Origin of the sequence: Rathayibacter sp. AY1C1 (genome assembly GCF_002932105.1) — a bacterium.
Lineage (GTDB): Bacteria > Actinomycetota > Actinomycetes > Actinomycetales > Microbacteriaceae > Rathayibacter.
In genome coordinates, this window is sequence record NZ_PSWH01000003.1 from 96,833 (window position 1) to 115,807 (window position 18,975).

The following is an 18,975-nucleotide window of genomic DNA, read 5'->3' on the forward strand; positions in this document are numbered from 1 at the left end:
TCACCCGCAGCGAACGACCTGGACGCGAACGGCTCAGCAGCCCCCTCCGCTCCGCACGAGAGCATGTCGACCAAGTCGTCCGGTGACTACGGCGCGAACCAGATCCAGGTCCTCGAGGGCCTCGAGGCGGTCCGCAAGCGCCCCGGCATGTACATCGGATCCACGGGTCCGCGCGGTCTGCACCACCTGGTCTACGAGATCGTCGACAACGCCGTCGACGAGGCGCTCGCGGGCTACTGCGACAACATCGAGATCCTGATGCGCGCCGACGGAGGCGTCACCGTCTCCGACAACGGCCGCGGCATCCCGGTCGACATGCACCCGACCGAGGGCATCTCCACGGTCGAGCTGGTCCTCACCGTGCTCCACGCCGGCGGCAAGTTCGGCGGAGGCGGCTACGCGGTCTCCGGCGGCCTGCACGGCGTCGGCTCCTCCGTGGTCAACGCGCTCTCGACGCGCCTCGACGTCGAGGTCAAGCGCCAGGGCGCCGTGTACCGGATGAGCTTCACCGACGGAGTGCCGGACGCCCCGCTCGAGAAGGGCGAGGCCAGCGACGAGACCGGCACGACGATCACCTTCTGGCCCAACGCCGGCATCTTCGAGACGGTCGAGTTCGACTACGAGACCCTGCGCGCGCGCTTCCAGCAGATGGCGTTCCTCAACAAGGGCCTGCGCATCGCGCTGACCGACCAGAACGAGGTCGAGTTCGAGGGGGAGGGCGAGAACGAGACCGAGGGCGACCGGACCGACGTCTTCCACTACGAGAAGGGCCTCGTCGACTACGTCGAGTACATCAACTCGCTGAAGAAGTCGGACCTCGTGCACTCCGAGATCATCGACTTCGAGTCCGAGGACACCGAGCGCCGCATCTCGCTCGAGGTCGCGATGCAGTGGACCACGGCCTACACCGAGAGCGTCCACACCTACGCGAACACCATCAACACCCACGAGGGCGGCACCCACGAGGAGGGCTTCCGCGCCGCGCTGACCACTCTGGTCAACCGCTACGCGCGCGCGAACAACCTGCTCAAGGAGAAGGACGAGAACCTCTCGGGCGACGACATCCGCGAGGGCCTCACCGCCGTCGTGTCGATCAAGCTCGGCGAGCCGCAGTTCGAGGGCCAGACCAAGACGAAGCTCGGCAACACCGAGGCGAAGGCGTTCGTGCAGCGCGTGGCCGGCGAGCAGCTGGCCGACTGGTTCGACCGCAACCCGAGCCAGGCCAAGGACATCATCCGCAAGGCGATCCAGGCGGCCTCGGCCCGCATGGCGGCGCGCAAGGCGCGCGAGACCGCCCGCCGCAAGGGCCTGCTCGAGGGCGGCGGCATGCCGGGCAAGCTCAAGGACTGCCAGTCCAAGGACCCGTCGATCTCCGAGATCTTCATCGTCGAGGGCGACTCGGCGGGAGGATCCGCGGTGCAGGGCCGCAATCCCGAGACGCAGGCGATCCTCCCCCTCCGCGGCAAGATCCTCAACGTCGAGAAGGCGCGGCTCGACCGCGCTCTCGGCAACAACGAGGTTCAGGCGATGATCACGGCGTTCGGCGCCGGCATCGGCGAGGACTTCAACCCCGACAAGGCGCGGTACCACAAGATCATCCTGATGGCCGACGCCGACGTCGACGGCCAGCACATCACGACGCTGCTGCTGACGCTCCTCTTCCGCTACATGCGCCCGCTGATCGACCTCGGCTACGTGTACCTCGCGCAGCCGCCGCTGTACCGCCTCAAGTGGTCGAACTCCCCGCACGAGTACGTCTACAGCGACCGCGAGCGCGACGCCCTGATCGCGCACGGCTCGGCGACCAACAAGCGCATGCCCAAGGAGAACGGCATCCAGCGCTACAAGGGCCTCGGCGAGATGGACTACAAGGAGCTGTGGGAGACCACGATGGACCCCGCCACGCGGACCCTCCTCCAGGTCACGCTCGACGACGCGGCCGCGGCCGACGAGATCTTCTCCACTCTCATGGGCGAGGACGTCGAGTCCCGCCGTTCCTTCATCCAGAAGAATGCGAAGGACGTGCGCTTCCTCGACATCTAGTGGTCGAGGAAGCGGACGTCCTTCGAAAGACGGCGGCCGGGCGGTCCAGTGGACCGTCCTCGCGACCACTTCGAACACGTGACGGCGGCCCTCGATGGGCCGCATCCTCGACCAGAACACGACAGAGGCCCTCACCGGCCCGCACACCGACGACACACCTGACACCCAGCGCGACCGCCGCCCCCGCTTCTCCGGGGCACGGACCCACCTGAGAGACCAGAGATCATGGCAGAAGAATCCACCACCCCCACCGGCCCGGACGAGAGCGACGACATCGTCACCGAGACCGGTGTGGTGATCCACGGTCACGACAAGATCGAGCCGGTCGACCTGCAGCTCGAGATGCAGCGCTCCTACCTCGACTACGCGATGAGCGTCATCGTCGGGCGAGCCCTGCCGGAGGTGCGCGACGGCCTGAAGCCCGTGCACCGCCGCGTGATCTACGCCATGTACGACGGCGGCTACCGTCCCGACAAGGCGTTCTCGAAGTGCTCGCGCGTCGTCGGCGACGTGATGGGCCAGTTCCACCCGCACGGCGACTCCGCGATCTACGACGCGCTGGTCCGCCTGGTGCAGCCGTGGAGCCTCCGCTACCCGCTCGCGCTCGGGCAGGGCAACTTCGGCTCCCCCGGCAACGACGGCGCCGCCGCCCCCCGGTACACCGAGACCAAGATGGCGCCGCTCGCGCTCGAGATGGTCCGCGACATCGACAAGAACACCGTCGACTTCCAGGACAACTACGACGGCCGCACGCGCGAGCCGGCGATCCTGCCGGCCCGGTTCCCGAACCTGCTCGTCAACGGCTCCGTCGGCATCGCGGTCGGCATGGCGACCAACATCCCGCCGCACAACCTGCGCGAGGTCGCCGCCGGCGCGAAGTGGGCGCTCGAGAACCCGGACGCGACGCGCGAGGAGCTCCTCGAGGCGCTGCTGCAGCGGATCAAGGGACCCGACTTCCCCACCGGTGCGCAGATCCTCGGCGTCCGCGGCATCCAGGACGCGTACCGCACCGGCCGCGGCTCGATCACGATGCGCGCCGTCGTCTCCATCGAGGAGATCCAGGGCCGCACCTGCCTCGTCGTCACCGAGCTGCCGTACCAGGTGAACCCGGACAACCTGGCGATCAAGATCGCCGAGCTGGTCAAGGACGGGCGCGTCTCGGGCATCGCGGACATCCGCGACGAGACCTCCGGTCGCACCGGCCAGCGCCTCGTCGTCGTCCTCAAGCGCGACGCCGTGGCGAAGGTGGTGCTGAACAACCTCTACAAGCACACGCCGCTTCAGGAGAACTTCGGCGCGAACATGCTCGCGATCGTCGACGGCATCCCGCGCACCCTCTCGCTCGACGGCTTCATCCGCGCCTGGGTCGACCACCAGGTCGAGGTCATCGTGCGCCGCACCCAGTACCTCCTCGACGAGGCGGAGGCGCGGATCCACATCCTGCGCGGCTACCTCAAGGCGCTCGACGCGCTCGACGAGGTCATCGCCCTCATCCGCCGCTCCCCCACCGTGGAGGAGGCGCGCGACGGTCTGATGGAGCTGCTCGACATCGACGAGGTGCAGTCCCGCGCCATCCTCGACATGCAGCTGCGCCGCCTCGCGGCCCTCGAGCGCCAGAAGATCATCGACGAGCACGACCGGATCCAGGCCGAGATCGAGGACTACAAGTCGATCCTCGCGAGCCCCGAGCGCCAGCGCACGATCATCTCGGACGAGCTCGACGAGATCGTCGACCGCTTCGGCGACGACCGCCGCACCGAGATCCTCTTCGGGTTCGACGGAGACATGAGCGTCGAGGACCTGATCCCCGAGGAGGAGATGGTCGTCACCGTCACCCGAGGCGGTTACCTCAAGCGCACCCGGAGCGACTCCTACCGGGCCCAGCACCGCGGCGGCCGCGGCGTGCGCGGCGCGCAGCTGAAGGCCGACGACATCGTCGAGCACTTCTTCGTCACCACCACGCACCACTGGCTGCTGTTCTTCACGAACACCGGTCGCGTGTACCGCGCCAAGACCTACGAGCTGCAGGAGGCCGGCCGCGACGCCAAGGGCCAGCACATCGCGAACCTGCTCGCGCTCGAGCCGGGGGAGCAGATCGCGCAGATCCTCGACATCCGCGACTACGAGGCGGCCCGCTATCTGGTGCTCGCCACGCGCGACGGCCTCGTGAAGAAGACGGCCCTCTCGGAGTACGACACGAACCGCTCCGGCGGCATCATCGCGATCAAGCTGCGCGACGGCGACGAGCTCGTCTCGGCGCTCCTGGTCGAGGAGGACAGCGACGTGCTGCTGGTCTCCCGCAAGGGCATGTCGATCCGCTTCACCGCGTCCGACGAGGCGCTGCGTCCGATGGGCCGCTCCACCTCCGGAGTCCGCGGCATGTCGTTCCGCGGGGAGGACCGCCTCCTCGACGCGAACGTCGTCAGCGACGAGGGCTTCGTGTTCGTGGTCACCGAGGGCGGCTACGCCAAGCGCACCGCGGTCGACCAGTACCGCCTCCAGGGACGCGGCGGGCTGGGCATCAAGGTGGCCAAGCTGGAGGAGAAGCGCGGCGACCTCGTGGGTGCCATCATCACCGGAGAGGACGACGAGGTGCTCGTCGTGCTCGCCAGCGGCAAGGTGGTACGCTCTGCGGTGGCCGAGGTACCGGCCAAGGGTCGCGACACCATGGGAGTCGTCTTCGCACGATTCGCTGAGGACGACCGCATCATCGCACTCGCCAAGAACACCGAACGCAATCTCGACGCCCAGGACGAGGATCCCGACGCCGCGGCGCCGGCCGAGTCCGCTCCGGTGTCGGAGGAGGATGGGTCCGTAGATGAGTAGCACCGTCGCCGAGAAGCTCGCCAGGAAGTCCGCGAAGAGCCCGGCGGCGAAGCAGGTCCGCCTGAAGCTCGTCTACGTCGACTTCTGGTCGGCCGTGAAGCTCTCGTTCCTGCTGGGCCTGACGCTCGCGATCATCACGATCGTCGTCGTCTACCTGGTCTACACGGTCCTGGCCCAGACGGGCGTGTTCGACGAGGTCAACGGCCTCGTGCAGGACATCGCCGGCGCCGAGGCGTTCGACCTCAACACGATCATCTCGCTGCCGCAGGTCATGGGCTTCGCGATCGTCGTCGCGGTGCTGAACACCATCGTCACCACCGCGCTCGGCGCGATCGTGGCGCTGCTGTACAACCTCAGCGTCAAGATCACCGGCGGCCTCCTGGTGGGCTTCACCAACCAGTAGGGCGCACGGTCCGGCCGATTGGGATTCCTGCTCGATGTCGGGTAGAGTCTCCTCTGGCCATTCCGGGGGTATAGCTCAGGCGGTTAGAGCGCTTCACTGATAATGAAGAGGTCCCAGGTTCAAGTCCTGGTACCCCCACCCGGTCCGAACGGCCCGTCACCTCGCGGTGGCGGGCCGTTCGACTCTCGGAGACGGATCGCCCCGTCTCCGGCCCGGGGCCTTAGCTCAGTTGGTAGAGCGCCTGCTTTGCAAGCAGGATGTCAGGAGTTCGAATCTCCTAGGCTCCACACTTCCTCCCTCTCGCGGGTGCTTCCCCTTCGCCGGCCCTTCTGGTCCACCGGCCGACATCCGGGGTGGTCCCGCGTGTCGGCACTCTCGTCAGCGTGATCGCCGGCGGGCTCTCCTGTCGCCGACCGCGGGGTCGTGCGATCGAGGTCGCCACTCGGACGGCCGAGCCGCCCGCTCAGCGGTCCACGCAGGCGAGGCCGAGGAACTGCTGGACCGAGAGGGTCTCGGACGTGCCGTCGCGGATGTCGCCGACGATGATCTCACCGACGGAGAGCGTGTCGAACTGCTCGGCCGTGAAGACGACCGGGCGGGCGAGCACGGAGCGGTCGGTCGCGTAGGCGCCCAGCGCGAGGTCGACGCCGAGCGGGAACCGCTCGATCACCGTGTCGGCCGGCCAGACCGTGGATCCGGAGAGGTCGGTCGCGCCCAGCTGCGTGACCGGGGACGGGGAGACCCAGCGGGTGACCCTCCGCAGCCCGTCGCCGATGGTCAGGGGGGCGGAGTCGGAGGCGGCGAGGTCGAGGCCGTCGACGGACCCCGAGCACACGACGACGACCCCGAGGACCTCGCCTCGCTCGCCGCCCCGTCCGAGCCCGACCGCGGCCGTGGTCACCGGCTCCTCGGAGGCGCACCCCGAGAGCGCGAGGTTGCCGAGCAGAACGACGGTGCTCGCGAGCGCGGCGCGACGGTGCATGGGTCCTCCCGCGGCCACCCTACGCGGGCAGGGCGAGGGCCAGAGCGGCGAGAGCCTGCGGAAGGGAGGGAGCGCCCTCCGCTCGGAAGACCACCTCTCCGGCCGTGTCCCGCACGACGACCGTGGGGGTCGAGCGGATGCCGGCGGCCTCGGCCTCGACGGGGTGGAAGGCCACGTCGCGCTCGCGGATCTCGGCGGCGGGGACGAGCTCCGCGGCGCGCTCCAGCACCGAGCGCGCGGCATGGCAGGCGCCGCAGAAGGCGGAGGTGTAGAGCTCGACGATCACGACGAAGGGAACGCCGGGGCGCGGCCGGGGATTCCCGGGCACCGTCAGCGGAGGAGCCAGGCCTCGTTCATGGTGAGGGCCGCGTCGACGAGCTCGACGCGCTCCAGCTCCTCGACGTCGCTCAGGGGGAACCAGGCGGCGGCGTCCGTGGAGCCGTCCACCTCGTGCGTGAGCTCCCCGCCCACGATGCGGGCGCGGTACACGACGCGGATGGCGTGCAGGGGGCCGGCCTCGGGGTCGCTGCGGCGGTGCGCGGGGATCACGTGCGAGTCCACGCCGATGAGGGCCTCGAGCTCGGCACGGTAGCCCGTCTCCTCGAAGATCTCGCGGACCGCGGCGTCGGCGGGCGACTCGCCCTCGTCGATCCCGCCGCCCGGAAGCGTCCAGGCCGACCAGGGGCCCTGGCTCCAGTGCGCGAGCAGCATCCGCTCACCGTCGATGATCACGCCGTACGCGGCGACCCGGATGTCCACCGCAGAAGCCTAACCCGGGCATGCGAAGGAGCCGGACCCCTTGAGGGGCCCGGCTCCAGCGACGAGAACGTCAGGAAGCGGTCGAGGCCGCGTTCTGCGCGGCGCTCTGCGGCTCGTCCTCGGCGACCCACAGCTCGTCGTCGGCGCGGAACGTCTGCCAGACGGCGTAGCCGATGCCGCCGACGGCAACCAGCGCGGCGCCGATCGCGAAGACCGTGCCGACCTTGCTCTTCTTCTTCGGGGGAGTGGTGAGCTCCTCCCAGCGCGCCTTCGAGATCTCGGCGAGCTTCGCGCGGTTCTTCGAGTCCTTGGCGGCCTCGAAGGCGGCGGCGGCCGTGCCGCCCACAGCGGCGAAGGTCGGGACGACCTTGTGCTTGTAGGCGTGGCGGGCCGAGGAGTACGTGCCCTCGACGGCCGAGACGCCGTTGTCGTAGACCGGCTTGACGCGCGAGTCGTACGTGTCCTTGACGAAGGGGACGAGCTCCTTCTTGGCGTACTTCGACGCGTGGCGGCGGCTCTTCTCGAGCACGGAGGCCGCGTGCGCCAGCACCTCCTGCTGCTCGCCCCAGACCGCCTCGGCGTTCTTGCGAAGACGCTTGAGGTCCTTCTTGTGCTTACGTGACAGACCCATGTTGGTCCTCCATCGGCTACGAGCAGCGAACGCCTCAATACTGCCACTCATCGATCGGCGTCCGCATCGCGCACCCAGCGCATTGACACCGGGCGTTGCAGGGGCCTACAGACGCGCTGTGCGAGAATCCGAGCATGCCTTTGCACACCGCAGTCGCGACGTTCCACACCAACAAGGGCGACATCGTCGTCAACCTCTACGGGAACCACGCTCCCAAGACGGTCCGCAACTTCGTCGGTCTCGCGACCGGCGACATCGAGTGGACCCACCCCGCCACGGGTGCGAAGACGAAGGAGCCGCTCTACAACGGCACCGTCTTCCACCGCATCATCCCCGACTTCATGCTCCAGGGCGGCGACCCGCTCGGTCAGGGCATCGGCGGCCCGGGGTACCAGTTCGACGACGAGATCAACTCGGAGCTCGACTTCACCCAGCCCTACATCCTCGCGATGGCGAACGCCGGCAAGCAGGCGGGCCGCGGCACCAACGGCTCGCAGTTCTTCATCACCGTGGCGCCGACCACCTGGCTCCAGGGCAAGCACACCATCTTCGGCGCCGTCGCCGACGAGGAGTCGAAGAAGCTCGTGCAGTCGCTCTCGGCTGTTCCCACCGACGGCCGTGACAAGCCGCTCGAGGACGTCGTGATCGAGAGCGTCGAGATCACCGAGGTCTGATCGCCTCATCCACCACTCATTCGAGGGCCGGGTCCGTCAGGGCCCGGCCCTCGTTCTCCCCGGAGGCACGTCCGTGACCCAGGTCCCGCCGAGCAGCACCTACTCCTGCTACCGACACCCCGACCGGCAGAGCTTCGTGCGCTGCCAGCGGTGCGGCCGCACCATCTGCGGCGAGTGCCAGACGCCGGCTCCGGTCGGCGTGATCTGCCCGGACGACATGGCGCAGCAGCGCGCCACCGCACCGCGCACCCGCGGTCCCCTCCTCTCCCGCGTGCGGGCCATGACCCGTGCCGACCAGCCGACGGTGACCTACGCGATCATCGCGCTCTGCATCGTGCTGTGGATCGTCGAGATCCTTCCCTTCGTCGGCGGGCCGGCGGTCAACGCGCTCCTGTACGCCCCCGCCTACACGCTCCCCGGCTTCGGCGCCGGCTTCGAGCCGTGGCGGATGCTCACCTCGGTGTTCCTCCACAGCACGTCGCTCTTCATCGTCATCCCGTTCCACCTGGTGCTGAACATGTACACGCTGTGGGTGTTCGGCATGGTGCTCGAGCGGATGCTGGGCCGCGGGCGGTACCTCACCCTCTTCCTCCTGAGCGGTTTCGCCGGGTCGGTGGGCGTCCTGCTCCTCGCGAACCCGCTGACCCCGGTGATCGGCGCCTCCGGTGCGATCTTCGGGCTGATGGGCGCGTACCTGGTGATCCTCCGGCACCTGGGCGGTCAGGCGTCGCAGCTGCTGGTGCTGGTCGGACTGAACCTCGTCATCGGCTTCCTGCCCGGGATGAACGTGGCGTGGCAGGCGCACGTCGGCGGTCTGGTGGCCGGCGCGCTCATCGGGCTGGTCTTCACGAAGACCCGGCAGCGCGCCCAGCGGCGCACGCAGAACCTCCTCGTCGGGCTCATCGGAGTCGGACTGGTGGCGATCACCGCGGGCGCCTACGTCCTCGGCTGATCCCGTCCCCTCCCGCAGCGGCGGGTCCGGCAGTGCCTCGCGCACTCCCGGGCCCGCCGCTTCGTCGTTCCCGCGGCGACCGTCTCCACCGCTGTCCACAGGTGCTCTCAACAGGTGGGGAGGAAGTTATCCACAGAGTTGTTAACACTGGGGAGAACGTCCCGGGTGTCCTCCTCGGGAGGACGATCCCGGGACGGCGGCGCGTCCGAGGACCGGCGGACTGGTGCCGATCGGGGCCCTCCTCGCCTCGAGCAGGCCAGCGCGGAGGGGACCGCGGAGTTCTCCACAGGAGATTCCACAGCTGGGGATAATTACAGCGGTGTAGTTCTTCGGCGGACGGCCACCAGGGCGGTCGCCTCACGGTCGTCGTCGCGGTGCACCGAGGTGGCGAACCCGGCCGCCTGGAACGCGGAGGCACTCGCCGCGGCCTGATCCGCGGCGACCTCGATCACGACGACGCCGTGGGGTGCGAGCCACGCTCCCGCCTCCTGAGCGATGCGGCGGTGCAGGGCGAGCCCGTCCGACCCGCCGTCGAGCGTGAGCATCGGCTCGTGCACCCGGGCCTCCGGCGGCATGAGCGCGATCGCGGCGGTGGGGACGTAGGGGGCGTTGACGACGACGACGTCGATCCGCCCGCGCTCACTCCCGGGGAGCGCGTCGAAGAGGTCGCCCTCGTGGACGTCGGCGCGGCCTGCGAGCGTGCGGCGCGCGCAGGCGACGGCGGCGGGGGAGAGGTCGGCCGCGAGCAGGCGGACGTCCGGCCGCTCCTCGGAGATCGACCGGGCGAGGGCGCCGGATCCGCAGCAGAGGTCGAGCACCACGGCGCCCTCCGGGAGGATCTCCAGGGCGCAGTCGACCAGCCACTCGGTGCGCACGCGGGGCACGAAGACGCCGGGTGCGACGGGGACGCGCAGGCCGCGGAAGGCGACCCAGCCGAGGATCTGCTCGAGGGGCTCGCCCGTCTCGCGGCGGCGGAGCAGCAGCTCGAGGTCGGAGGAGGAGTCGGCGGCCTCCTCGAGCAGGCCCGCCTCCTCCTCGGCGAAGACGCAGCCGGCGGTGCGCAGACGCTCCACCGACGACGAACGCCCCGTCGGCGGACCGGACGGGGCGTCGTTCACGACTGGGGGAGGCTCAGCGCCAGCGCGTCGTCATCAGGAAGCCGATGAACGCGATGCCGAAGCCGATCAGGATGTTGAGGTTGCCGAGATCGGGGATCGGCAGGGTGCCCTGGCTCACGTAGAAGACGATGATCCAGGCGAGTCCGAGCAGCATGAAGCCGAACATCACCGGCTTGAACCAGACCGGATTCGGTGCGTTCTCGCCGGTCCGGGCCTCGTCGCGCTCGGGCTTCGGGCTCTTCGTCGCTCGTGCCATGCCGACCACTGTACCTGGCGGAGGCTCCGGGCCGGGAGCACTGGGGCTGCGCGGGTGCTGTGCGGACTCGCGGAGCGGCCGGTGCAGGCGCTCGAGTGGTCCCATCGGCCCTCCTCAGGCGGCGACTCGGGAGGGCTCTCCACAGGTCCGGATCATGCGCCACAGCCGGTCACGGCTCGCGCCTAGACTCGTCGCATGACCGCCCAGAACCCCGACGGGGCGGCTCTGCGGCCGCGAGCGAAGCGACGGAGGGCCCGCCCGGTCCGACGACTCTCGTTCTTCGGAGTCGTCGGCGAGCTCCTGATGACCGCCGGCGTCCTGGTCCTGCTCTTCCTGGCCTGGCAGCTCTGGTGGAACGACGCGGTGATCGCGGGCCGGCAGACGACGCAGGCGGCGGAGCTCCGCGAGACCTGGGGCGACTCCTCTCCGGCCCCGCAGCCGACCGAGGCCGCCCCGGCGGAGCCGGTCGTCGCGTCGGTCGCCGCCCTCGACACCTCCTTCGGCAACCTCTACATCCCCCGCTACGGCGAGGGGTGGGTGCGCACGATCGCCGAGGGCATCGACGCCGAGAACGTGCTCGACGAGGGGAGCATCGGCCACTACCCCGGGACGCAGATGCCCGGCCAGGCCGGCAACTTCGCGCTCGCCGCGCACCGCAGCGCGTACGGCGGAGGCATGCACTTGATCGACGAGCTCCAGCTCGGCGACCCGATCTACATCGAGACGGCGGACGGCTGGTACACCTACCGCTTCCGCAACCTCGAGTACGTCCAGCCCTCCGACGTCCAGGTGATCGACCCGGTCCCGTGGACTCCGGACGCGGCTCCGACCGACCGCCTGATCACGCTGACGAGCTGCAACCCGCTCTACTCGACGGCCGAGCGGATCATCGCGTACGGCGTCTTCGACTCGTTCCAGCCGCGGTCCGCGGGCGCCCCCGCCGAGATCGCCGCCTCGCTGGCTCAGGAGGGCTGACCGTGTACGCAGCGCTGTGGCGGCTTCTGCCCGGGCCGTGGTGGGTCCGGCTCCTGATCGTCCTCGTCCTCGTCGCGGCGGTCCTGGTCGCGCTCGACGAGTGGGTGTTCCCCTGGGTGCAGTCGCTCGTGCTCGACCGGAACGTGACCGTCGGCTCGTGACCGGCGGCGCGGCCCCGCGGATCCTGGTCGTCGACCACCACGACAGCTTCGTCTTCACGCTCGTCTCGTATCTCCGCGAGCTCGGTGCCGAGGTCGACGTGGTCGAGGGCGACGACCTCGGCACGACGGCGCTCCTGGCTCGCGCGGAGGAGGCGGACGGAGTCCTGGTCTCACCCGGGCCGGGCCGTCCCGGGGACGTCCCCGCGTCGACGGCGCTCGTGCAGCGGGCGGAGGCGACCGGGCGGCCGCTGCTCGGAGTCTGCCTCGGCCACCAGGTGCTCGCCCACGCTCTCGGCGCCCGCGTCACGGAGGCGCCGGAGCTGCTGCACGGCCGGACGTCCGCGGTCCTCCACGACGGAGATCCGCTCTTCGACGGCCTGCCCTCCGGATTCGCCGCGATGCGGTACCACTCGCTCGCGGTCGACGGTGAGAGCCTTCCCGAGGAGCTGCGGGTGACGGCGCGGACACCTGAGGGAGTGGTCATGGCCGTCCGGCACCGGAGTGCTCCGCTCGTGGGCGTGCAGTTCCATCCGGAGTCGGTCCTCACCGAGGACGGGCGGCGCCTTCTCGAGAACTGGCTGCGCGAGGTGAGGCCGGGCGGAGCGTCCGTATCGGCCGACGACACGCCCGGACTCTCGATCCCGGCTCGATGAATTGGAATTCGCCGGGCTTATCGGGCTCGTTATCGAGTCGAGAGCATTGAGAATGATCAGCGACCACCGTCCCCCGAACGGGGATGCCGCCCTGAGTGCGTTCTCACGTAGAAATCCGCCATCTGACGGCTAAATGACGGCGGGCGGAGGAGAACGCCGCGACAGGGTATGAGCGTGACCTTGTCCACCCCCTTGCGCACCCCCCGATCAGGTGGCGGGATTTGACGGGCTCCCGGCGGAGGATGCGGCCCCTTTTCGCTGCATAATCAGAGGGCGTCGACAGGGGGTCGGCGCCACAAGAGAAGTCCGGGGGGACCAGATGGTCGCATCGATCTCCTGGGCTTTCTCGGGAATCCGAGAGCTCGAGAATCTCGGACCGCGCATCGTCGTCAAACCCGGCACCGTTCCGAGCATCACCGGTTCGGGATTCGGCACCGCCGATCTGAGCGTCGTGCTGATGACGGTCTCGCCGCTGCGCGTCCTCCGCGGGACGTGGCCGGCCGACGACACCTCCTTCCTCACTTTCAGCTTCCTCATCGACGGCTTCGTGCGCATGGTCGCCCCGGACCGAACGGTGCTGCTGCGTCCGGGCTCGATCTCGTACCAGCAGGGGACGACGACGTTCACGACCGAGTCGACGACTCCGGCCACGATCCTCCACCTCTCGCTGCGCGCCGACGAGATGCGCCGCTACGGCTTCGACACGTCGGCCCCGGTCTACGCGCTCGACCCCGACGCCCGGTCCACCCGCGCCGCGTACGCCTTCACGACCGCCTTCGCCCTCGCGGCGGAGTCGGGGACGGGGCTGCCCGGCGAGGGCGAGGTCACCGGCTTCGCCCACGTGGTCAAGCAGCTCCTCACCAGCGCGTTCCTCGCGGCGGCGAGCTCGCAGCCCGGCACCACGAGCGTGCGAGCCGCCACGCTCGGGCGCGCGCGCACGGTCATCGACCGGACGCACCGCACGCCGCGCTGCACTCCGGAGGCGGTGGCCGACGCGGTCAACGTGTCCACCCGCTCCCTCCAGCGGCTCTTCGAGGATGCGGGCACCACGGTCGCGAGCGAGATCGAGCGATCCCGGGTCGCCAGCGCCGTGGAGCTCCTGCGCCGCCGCCCGCGGGAGGTCCCGCTCGAGGCGATCGCCGCCGCGTCCGGATTCTCCTCGGCGGACCACCTCCGCCGTGCGCTCAAGCGCCGCGAGGGGCTCACCCCGAGCGACATCCGCGGCAGGATCGCGCGCCCCGCCGATGGATCGGCAGCCGGCGAGGTCGTGCGGCTCCAGCCCCCGCTCGCCGACGCGCGCAGGGCCTAGCCGTTCAGCTCGGGGCCGTCGGCCCCCGTGGAGCATCGAACCCGACGAGCAACGTCCGGACGAGCCCTTCTCGGCGCGCAGAGCAGCGACCCGGCCTCCACCGGGCACCGTCGGCCGACGCCGCAGCCGCAGCGGGCTGCAGGGCGGGTCAGCCCGCGCAGTATCCGAGCTGGACGGTCGATCCCTGCGGGACGTCGCCCGGAGCCAGGGACTGGGTCGTGATGGGCGGGTTCGCCCGGGTCGCGTCGCAGGTCTCGTCCGGGACCTCGACCCCCACGAGCTGCAGCTTCTCGGAGGCGAGGGTGGCCAGTGCGCTGCTGAGGGACGTCCCGACGAGGTCGGGGAGCGTGACCTGGCCGGAGGAGACGGTGAGGTCGACCGGCGTGCCCGGGGCGACCTGCTGTCCCGCTCCGGGGGAGGCGGAGAGCACGACGTCGCCCGGGACGGTCGGCGAGTTCTCGCGGGTCTGGGAGCCCTCGACGAAGCCGACGGCGGTGAGCGCGTCGATGGCCTCGGCGAGGCTCTGCCCGACGGTGTCCGGCACGGCGACGGGCTGCGGGCCCTGGGACACGACGATGCGGATGACCGTCTCGGGTGCGACGATCGTGCCCGAGCCCGGATCCGTGCGGATCACCTCGCCCTCGGGGACGGTCGAGCTGTACTCCGCGACCTGGCTCGGCACGAGATCGAGCTCGGTCAGGGTCGACTGGGCGCTGTCGTAGGTGGTCTCGGTGAGGGTGGGGACCTCGCGCGACTGCGACGGCAGCGTGGACGCGGGCTGGAGCGTCAGCACCCAGATCACGAGTGCGGCGACGATCACGGCCAGCACGACGATCGAGGACCAGATCCAGAGGACCGGCGGGCGGCGCTGGGTGCGGACGATCGAGTTGTCCTCGGCCAGCTGGCGGAGGGCGAGCTCGGAGTCGTTGACTCCACCCTGGCTGCGGGCCGCGAAGAGCGAGGTGGTCAGCTCGTCGATCGGGCGGTGGTCGGGGAGGCGTCCGGCGGCGGCGTCGCGCAGGTCGTCGCGGAACTCCGCAGCTCCCTGGAAGCGCTCGTAGCGGTCCTTCGAGAGTGCTCGGGCGACGACCGCGTCGAGTGCGGGGGTGACGGCCGGGTTGATGGAGCTCGGCGCCGGCGGCGTCTCGCTGACGTGCTGGTAGGCGACGGCCACCGGGGTGTCGCCGCGGAAGGGCGCACGGCCGGTGAGGAGCTCGAAGAGCACGATGCCGGCGGAGTAGAGGTCGCTGCGGGCGTCGACCTGCTCGCCCTTCGCCTGCTCGGGGGAGAAGTAGGCCGCGGTGCCGAGGATCGCCGTGGTCTGAGCGACCGTGGCGGCGGAGTCGGAGACGGCGCGGGCGATCCCGAAGTCCATCACCTTCACCTGGCCCGACGGGGTCAGCATGATGTTGCCGGGCTTGATGTCGCGGTGGACGACGCCTGCGCGGTGCGAGTACTCGAGGGCGGTGAGGATGCCCTCCGTGATGCGGACGGCCTCGTCCACGTCGAGGGGGCCCTCGGCGATCAGGTCCTTGAGGAGGCGGCCCTCGATGTGCTCCATGACGATGAAGGGCCGGCGCGATTCGGCGCCGTTGTCGTCGAGCGAGACCTCCTCGCCCGCGTCGAAGACCCGGACGATCGTGGGATGCGACATGCGCGACGCGGACTGCGCCTCCTGGCGGAACCGCAGGCGGAAGGCGGAGTCGGAGGAGAGGGAGAGCTTCAGCTCCTTGATGGCGACGGTGCGGCCGAGCCGGGTGTCGGTGCCGAGGTACACCTCGGACATCCCGCCGCGGCCGAGCCGGGGCCCGACCTGGTACCGTCCCGCGATCAGGCGACCCTCATCCGTCACGCGCACGCTCCCGCCCTGTACTTCCGTGTGGTGCGGCCCCGAGGAGCCACGGCAAGTGTACCTATGGGCCCCTGGTGTTCCGGGCGGGGGCGCGACGCGACGGCCGCGAGGCGCCGGGCCGGAGCGGTGCCCCGGCCCGGCGCGCCGCCGCTACTCGGAGGGGGTGGGCGTCGAGGTGGCCTTCGAGGTGGGGGTCGGCGCCGGGGTCGGAGCCGGTTCCTCGACGGTGACGGAGAGGGTGGGCGAGGCCGCCGACTCCGACTCGCCGCAGAGCACGGTGTACGTGACGTCGATCGTGCCCGCCGTGGTGCCGGCCTGGATCGTCGCGGTCGTCGAGTTCGACGGGTTGGTGCTCGTCACGCTCGCGCCCTCACCGGTCGCGGTCACCCGGTAACCGCTCACGGAGGTTCCGCTCGGGCACTGGTTGTAGTTGCTCCAGGTGACGTTGAACGTCGCGCCCGCCTCGACGCTGGAGGCGGCGGGGGTGACGGTCGGCACGGCGGTCGGTGCGTCCGGGGTCGCGACCTCGGTGAAGACGGAGACCTCGATGGTCGTGCCCTTCACCACGTTCGCGGTGGGGTTCACGTCCTCGACGAGTCCGACCTGCTCGGCGGTGGGGGCGCTCGGACCGTCCGCGCGGCGGACGCCCATGCCCAGGGCCTCGAGCTCGGTCTCGACGTCGTCGAAGGAGCGCCCGACGTAGTCGGCCTTGTCGATGACGACCGTGTTCGAGGTCGGCGTCGGCGTGGGACTCGGAGTCTCGGACGGCGTCGGCGACGGGGCAGTGCTGGTCGTCGCGGTGGGGGAGGCGGCCGGGTCGCTGCTCCCGCCGGTCGTCAGGGCGAAGATCGTGCCCGCGATGACGACGGCGAGGATCACGATGAGGGCGATCAGCGGCCAGGTCCAGGGGCTGCGCCTGCGCGGCTCCTCGGAGGCCTCGAGCGGCTCCTCGATCGGCACGAACGGAGCGGCGGCCGCGGCCGCGGGCGCGCCGGAGGGGAGCACCGTGGTCGCCTGCGTCGCGCCCTGGTTGGAGGGGAGGACCGTGGTCGCCTGCGTCGCGGGCAGGTCGCTGAGGACCGCGGGGACGGCCAGCGCCGCTCCGCGCACGTCGCCCGAGCGCAGCGCCTGGGCCGCCCGTGCGAGGTGCGCGGCGGTGGCGGGGCGGTCGGCCGGCTTCTTGGCGATGCAGGAGTAGACGAGATTGCGCACCGGCTCCGCGACCGTGACCGGCAGCTCCGGCGGGGTGTCGTTGATCTGCGCCATCGCGATGGCGACCTGCGACTCGCCTGTGAAGGGGCGGCGCCCGGCCAGGCACTCGTAGGCGACGATGCCCAGCGAGTAGATGTCGGTGGCGGGGGAGGCGGGCTGGCCGCTCGCCTGCTCCGGGGACAGGTACTGGACCGTGCCCATGACCTGCCCTGTCGCCGTCAGCGGGACCTGGTCGGCGATGCGCGCGATGCCGAAGTCGGTGATCTTGACGCGGCCGTCCGGCGTGATGAGCAGGTTGCCCGGCTTCACATCGCGGTGCACGAGGCCCGCGGCGTGCGCGGCGTGCAGGGCGAGCGCGGTCTGCGCGACGATGTCGAGGACCTTGTCGGTCGAGAGGACGCGCTCGCGCTCGAGGACGGTCGAGAGCGCCTCGCCGGGGACGAGCTCCATGACCAGGTAGGCCGAGCCGTCCTCCTCGCCGTAGTCGTAGACGTTGGCGATGCCCTCGTGGTTGACCAGCGCCGCGTGGCGGGCCTCGGCGCGGAAGCGCTCGAGGAAGCCGGGGTCGCCGAGGTACTCGTCCTTCAGGATCTTGATCGCGATGGTGCGGCCGATGACCAGATCGGTCGCCTGCCACACCTCTCCCATGCCGCCGATGGCGATCCGGGACTGCAGCTCGTAGCGTCCCCCGAAGGTGAGGCCTGTCGTGGGTCTCATTTGTTCAGCACCGCCTCTAGTACCTGTTGTCCGATGGGTGCGGCGATCAGGTTGCCGTACCCGGTCTGGCCGAGCCCTCCACCGTTCTCCACGAGCACGGTGATGGCGTACTGCGGGTCGTCCGCAGGCGCGAAGCCGGTGAACCAGAGGGTGTACGGGTCGTCCCCGCCGTTCTCGGCGGTACCGGTCTTACCGGCCACAGTGACGCCCCCTATTGTTGCATTCGTCGCCGCGCCGCCCTGGACGCTGGCGACCATCATCGCCTTGACGGCGTCCGCGGTCTGCGTGCTCACCGCCCGGCCGAGCGACTTCTCCTGGAACTGCTGCAGCACGCTGAGGTCCTGCGAGCGGATCGAGTCGACCAGGTTCGGCTGCATCACCTCGCCGCCGTTCGCGATCGCCGCGGAGACCATGGCGATCTGCAGCGGCGTCGCGCGCACCTCGTACTGCCCGAAGGCGGTGAGGGCCGTCTGGGCGTCGTCCGTCTTCGTCGGGTAGGTGCTCGCCTCGACCGACATCGGGATCTCGAGCTCGGTGTCGAAGCCGAACTTCTCGGCCTGCGAGCGGATCGCGTCTGCTCCGAGCTGCACGCCCATCTCGGCCATCGGGACGTTGCAGGAGAGCGAGACGGCGGTGGCCAGCGTGACCGTCTCTCCGGAGCCGCAGAGACCGCCTCCGGAGTTGATCACCTGCGACGAGGAGCCGGGCAGCGTGTACGACTCGACGTTGGGGAAGCTCGAGTCGGCGGTGAAGCGGCCGGACTCGAGGGCGGCCGAGGCCACGACGAGCTTGAAGACGGAGCCGGGCGGGTTGAGCGAGCCGCCGATCGCACGGTTCACGAGGGGCTCGGAGGAGTCGTCGTTCAGCGCCCGGTAGGCGGCGAGGACGTCGTCGGTGTCGTGGGAGGCGAGCGCGGTGGGGTCGAAGGTGGGCTTCGAGACCATCGCGAGGATGCGGCCGGTGGCCGGCTCGGTCACGACGACGGCCCCCGTGTAGTCGCCGAGCGCGTCGAAGGCGGCCTGCTGGGCGACCGGGTCGATCGAGAGCTCGACCGACGCTCCCTTCGGGTCCTGGCCCGTGACGAGGTTGTTGATCTCGTCGAAGAACTGCGAGTTCGAGGTGCCCGAGAGGTAGTCGTTGAGCGTGCGCTCGATGCCGGTGGTGCCCTGGTTCAGAGTGAAGTAGCCGGTCACGGCGGAGTAGAGCGGGCCGTTCGCGTACTGCCGCTGGAACTTGTAGAGGTCGTCCGACGGCGTCGAGGAGGCGATCGGCTGACCGCCGGCGAGGATCGCGCCGCGCTCGGTCGAGAAGCTCTCGTAGAGGGTCCGCGTGTTGCGGCCGTCCTCGTCGAGGGAGTCGGCCTGGATCACCTGGATGGTGGTCGTGGAGAGGAAGAGGGCCACGAACATCGTCAGCACGACGAGGCTCACCCGTTTGAGTTCTCGGTTCATC

18 protein-coding genes and 2 tRNA genes are annotated in these 18,975 nt (G+C 70.3%); 11 read left to right on the top strand and 9 right to left on the bottom strand.

Annotated elements, in window-relative coordinates; translation table 11 throughout:
* The first annotated feature begins 63 nt into the window (after positions 1 to 63).
* The 5 genes from gyrB (at position 64) to C5C71_RS02570 (ending at position 5,559) form a co-directional block, all read left to right on the top strand.
* Positions 64 to 2,043: a DNA topoisomerase (ATP-hydrolyzing) subunit B gene (gyrB, locus tag C5C71_RS02550; protein ID WP_208543372.1), complete on the top strand. Its 1,980-nt coding sequence runs from the start codon at positions 64 to 66 to the stop codon at positions 2,041 to 2,043.
* Between the two features lie 225 nt (positions 2,044 to 2,268).
* Positions 2,269 to 4,869, top strand: a complete 2,601-nt coding sequence (gyrA, locus tag C5C71_RS02555; RefSeq protein ID WP_104337102.1) for a DNA gyrase subunit A — start codon at positions 2,269 to 2,271, stop codon at positions 4,867 to 4,869.
* Complete coding sequence (locus C5C71_RS02560) at positions 4,862 to 5,272, top strand: DUF3566 domain-containing protein (RefSeq protein ID WP_104222673.1); 411 nt, start codon at positions 4,862 to 4,864, stop codon at positions 5,270 to 5,272. The genes gyrA and C5C71_RS02560 overlap by 8 nt, the downstream gene beginning before the upstream one ends.
* A 64-nt stretch (positions 5,273 to 5,336) precedes the next feature.
* Positions 5,337 to 5,410 (top strand) — tRNA-Ile (locus tag C5C71_RS02565).
* A 76-nt stretch (positions 5,411 to 5,486) separates the two neighbouring features.
* Positions 5,487 to 5,559, top strand: a tRNA-Ala gene (locus C5C71_RS02570).
* Positions 5,560 to 5,735: 176 nt separating this feature from the next.
* On the opposite strand, the gene C5C71_RS02575 is transcribed toward C5C71_RS02570, so the two are convergent.
* The 4 genes from C5C71_RS02575 to C5C71_RS02590 all read right to left on the bottom strand — a co-directional run bounded on the left by C5C71_RS02575 (position 5,736) and on the right by C5C71_RS02590 (position 7,644).
* Positions 5,736 to 6,254: a hypothetical protein gene (locus tag C5C71_RS02575; protein WP_104268819.1), complete on the bottom strand. Its 519-nt coding sequence runs from the start codon at positions 6,252 to 6,254 to the stop codon at positions 5,736 to 5,738.
* A gap of 19 nt (positions 6,255 to 6,273) precedes the next feature.
* The gene (locus tag C5C71_RS02580) at positions 6,274 to 6,540 is read right to left on the bottom strand and encodes a thioredoxin family protein (RefSeq protein WP_104222728.1); all 267 of its coding nucleotides are present in this window, start codon (positions 6,538 to 6,540) and stop codon (positions 6,274 to 6,276) included.
* Between the two features lie 44 nt (positions 6,541 to 6,584).
* Positions 6,585 to 7,013, bottom strand: coding sequence for an NUDIX hydrolase (locus C5C71_RS02585; protein ID WP_104222671.1), 429 nt, complete (start codon positions 7,011 to 7,013; stop codon positions 6,585 to 6,587).
* A 70-nt stretch (positions 7,014 to 7,083) separates the two neighbouring features.
* Entirely contained in the window at positions 7,084 to 7,644 is a 561-nt protein-coding gene (locus C5C71_RS02590) for a hypothetical protein (RefSeq protein WP_104247539.1), read from the bottom strand.
* A gap of 134 nt (positions 7,645 to 7,778) precedes the next feature.
* On the opposite strand from C5C71_RS02590, the gene C5C71_RS02595 reads away from it, so the two are divergent.
* Both C5C71_RS02595 and C5C71_RS02600 read left to right on the top strand, forming a co-directional pair.
* A complete protein-coding gene (locus C5C71_RS02595; protein WP_104222669.1) occupies positions 7,779 to 8,318 on the top strand; it encodes a peptidylprolyl isomerase in 540 nt (179 codons plus the stop codon).
* Between the two features lie 73 nt (positions 8,319 to 8,391).
* Positions 8,392 to 9,270: a rhomboid family intramembrane serine protease gene (locus C5C71_RS02600; RefSeq protein ID WP_104222668.1), complete on the top strand. Its 879-nt coding sequence runs from the start codon at positions 8,392 to 8,394 to the stop codon at positions 9,268 to 9,270.
* A gap of 311 nt (positions 9,271 to 9,581) precedes the next feature.
* Here the strand turns inward: C5C71_RS02600 and C5C71_RS02605 are convergent, their stop codons facing one another.
* Positions 9,582 to 10,388 carry a putative protein N(5)-glutamine methyltransferase gene (locus C5C71_RS02605; RefSeq protein ID WP_181065635.1) on the bottom strand — a complete coding sequence of 269 codons (807 nt, stop codon included), beginning with the start codon at positions 10,386 to 10,388 and terminating at the stop codon, positions 9,582 to 9,584.
* A 13-nt stretch (positions 10,389 to 10,401) separates the two neighbouring features.
* A complete protein-coding gene (locus C5C71_RS02610; RefSeq protein ID WP_104222667.1) occupies positions 10,402 to 10,644 on the bottom strand; it encodes a cell division protein CrgA in 243 nt (80 codons plus the stop codon).
* Positions 10,645 to 10,839: 195 nt separating this feature from the next.
* On the opposite strand from C5C71_RS02610, the gene C5C71_RS02615 reads away from it, so the two are divergent.
* The 4 genes from C5C71_RS02615 to C5C71_RS02625 all read left to right on the top strand — a co-directional run bounded on the left by C5C71_RS02615 (position 10,840) and on the right by C5C71_RS02625 (position 13,742).
* On the top strand, positions 10,840 to 11,619 hold the full coding sequence (locus C5C71_RS02615) for a class E sortase (RefSeq protein WP_104232997.1): 780 nt from the start codon (positions 10,840 to 10,842) through the stop codon (positions 11,617 to 11,619).
* 2 nt (positions 11,620 to 11,621) lie between these two features.
* Positions 11,622 to 11,780, top strand: a complete 159-nt coding sequence (locus tag C5C71_RS17440) for a hypothetical protein (RefSeq protein WP_167299010.1) — start codon at positions 11,622 to 11,624, stop codon at positions 11,778 to 11,780.
* Positions 11,777 to 12,433 (top strand): aminodeoxychorismate/anthranilate synthase component II, encoded by a 657-nt coding sequence (locus C5C71_RS02620; protein WP_104337104.1) that lies wholly within the window; start codon positions 11,777 to 11,779, stop codon positions 12,431 to 12,433. The genes C5C71_RS17440 and C5C71_RS02620 overlap by 4 nt, the downstream gene beginning before the upstream one ends.
* 319 nt (positions 12,434 to 12,752) lie before the next feature.
* Entirely contained in the window at positions 12,753 to 13,742 is a 990-nt protein-coding gene (locus C5C71_RS02625; protein WP_104222664.1) for a helix-turn-helix domain-containing protein, read from the top strand.
* Between the two features lie 148 nt (positions 13,743 to 13,890).
* Here the strand turns inward: C5C71_RS02625 and pknB are convergent, their stop codons facing one another.
* The 3 genes from pknB to C5C71_RS02640 all read right to left on the bottom strand — a co-directional run bounded on the left by pknB (position 13,891) and on the right by C5C71_RS02640 (position 18,974).
* On the bottom strand, positions 13,891 to 15,594 hold the full coding sequence (gene pknB, locus C5C71_RS02630; protein ID WP_104222663.1) for a Stk1 family PASTA domain-containing Ser/Thr kinase: 1,704 nt from the start codon (positions 15,592 to 15,594) through the stop codon (positions 13,891 to 13,893).
* Positions 15,595 to 15,744: 150 nt separating this feature from the next.
* On the bottom strand, positions 15,745 to 17,523 hold the full coding sequence (locus tag C5C71_RS02635) for a protein kinase (protein ID WP_104273226.1): 1,779 nt from the start codon (positions 17,521 to 17,523) through the stop codon (positions 15,745 to 15,747).
* Entirely contained in the window at positions 17,520 to 18,974 is a 1,455-nt protein-coding gene (locus tag C5C71_RS02640) for a penicillin-binding protein 2 (RefSeq protein WP_104232999.1), read from the bottom strand. The genes C5C71_RS02635 and C5C71_RS02640 overlap by 4 nt, the downstream gene beginning before the upstream one ends.
* Position 18,975: the final 1 nt, after the last annotated feature.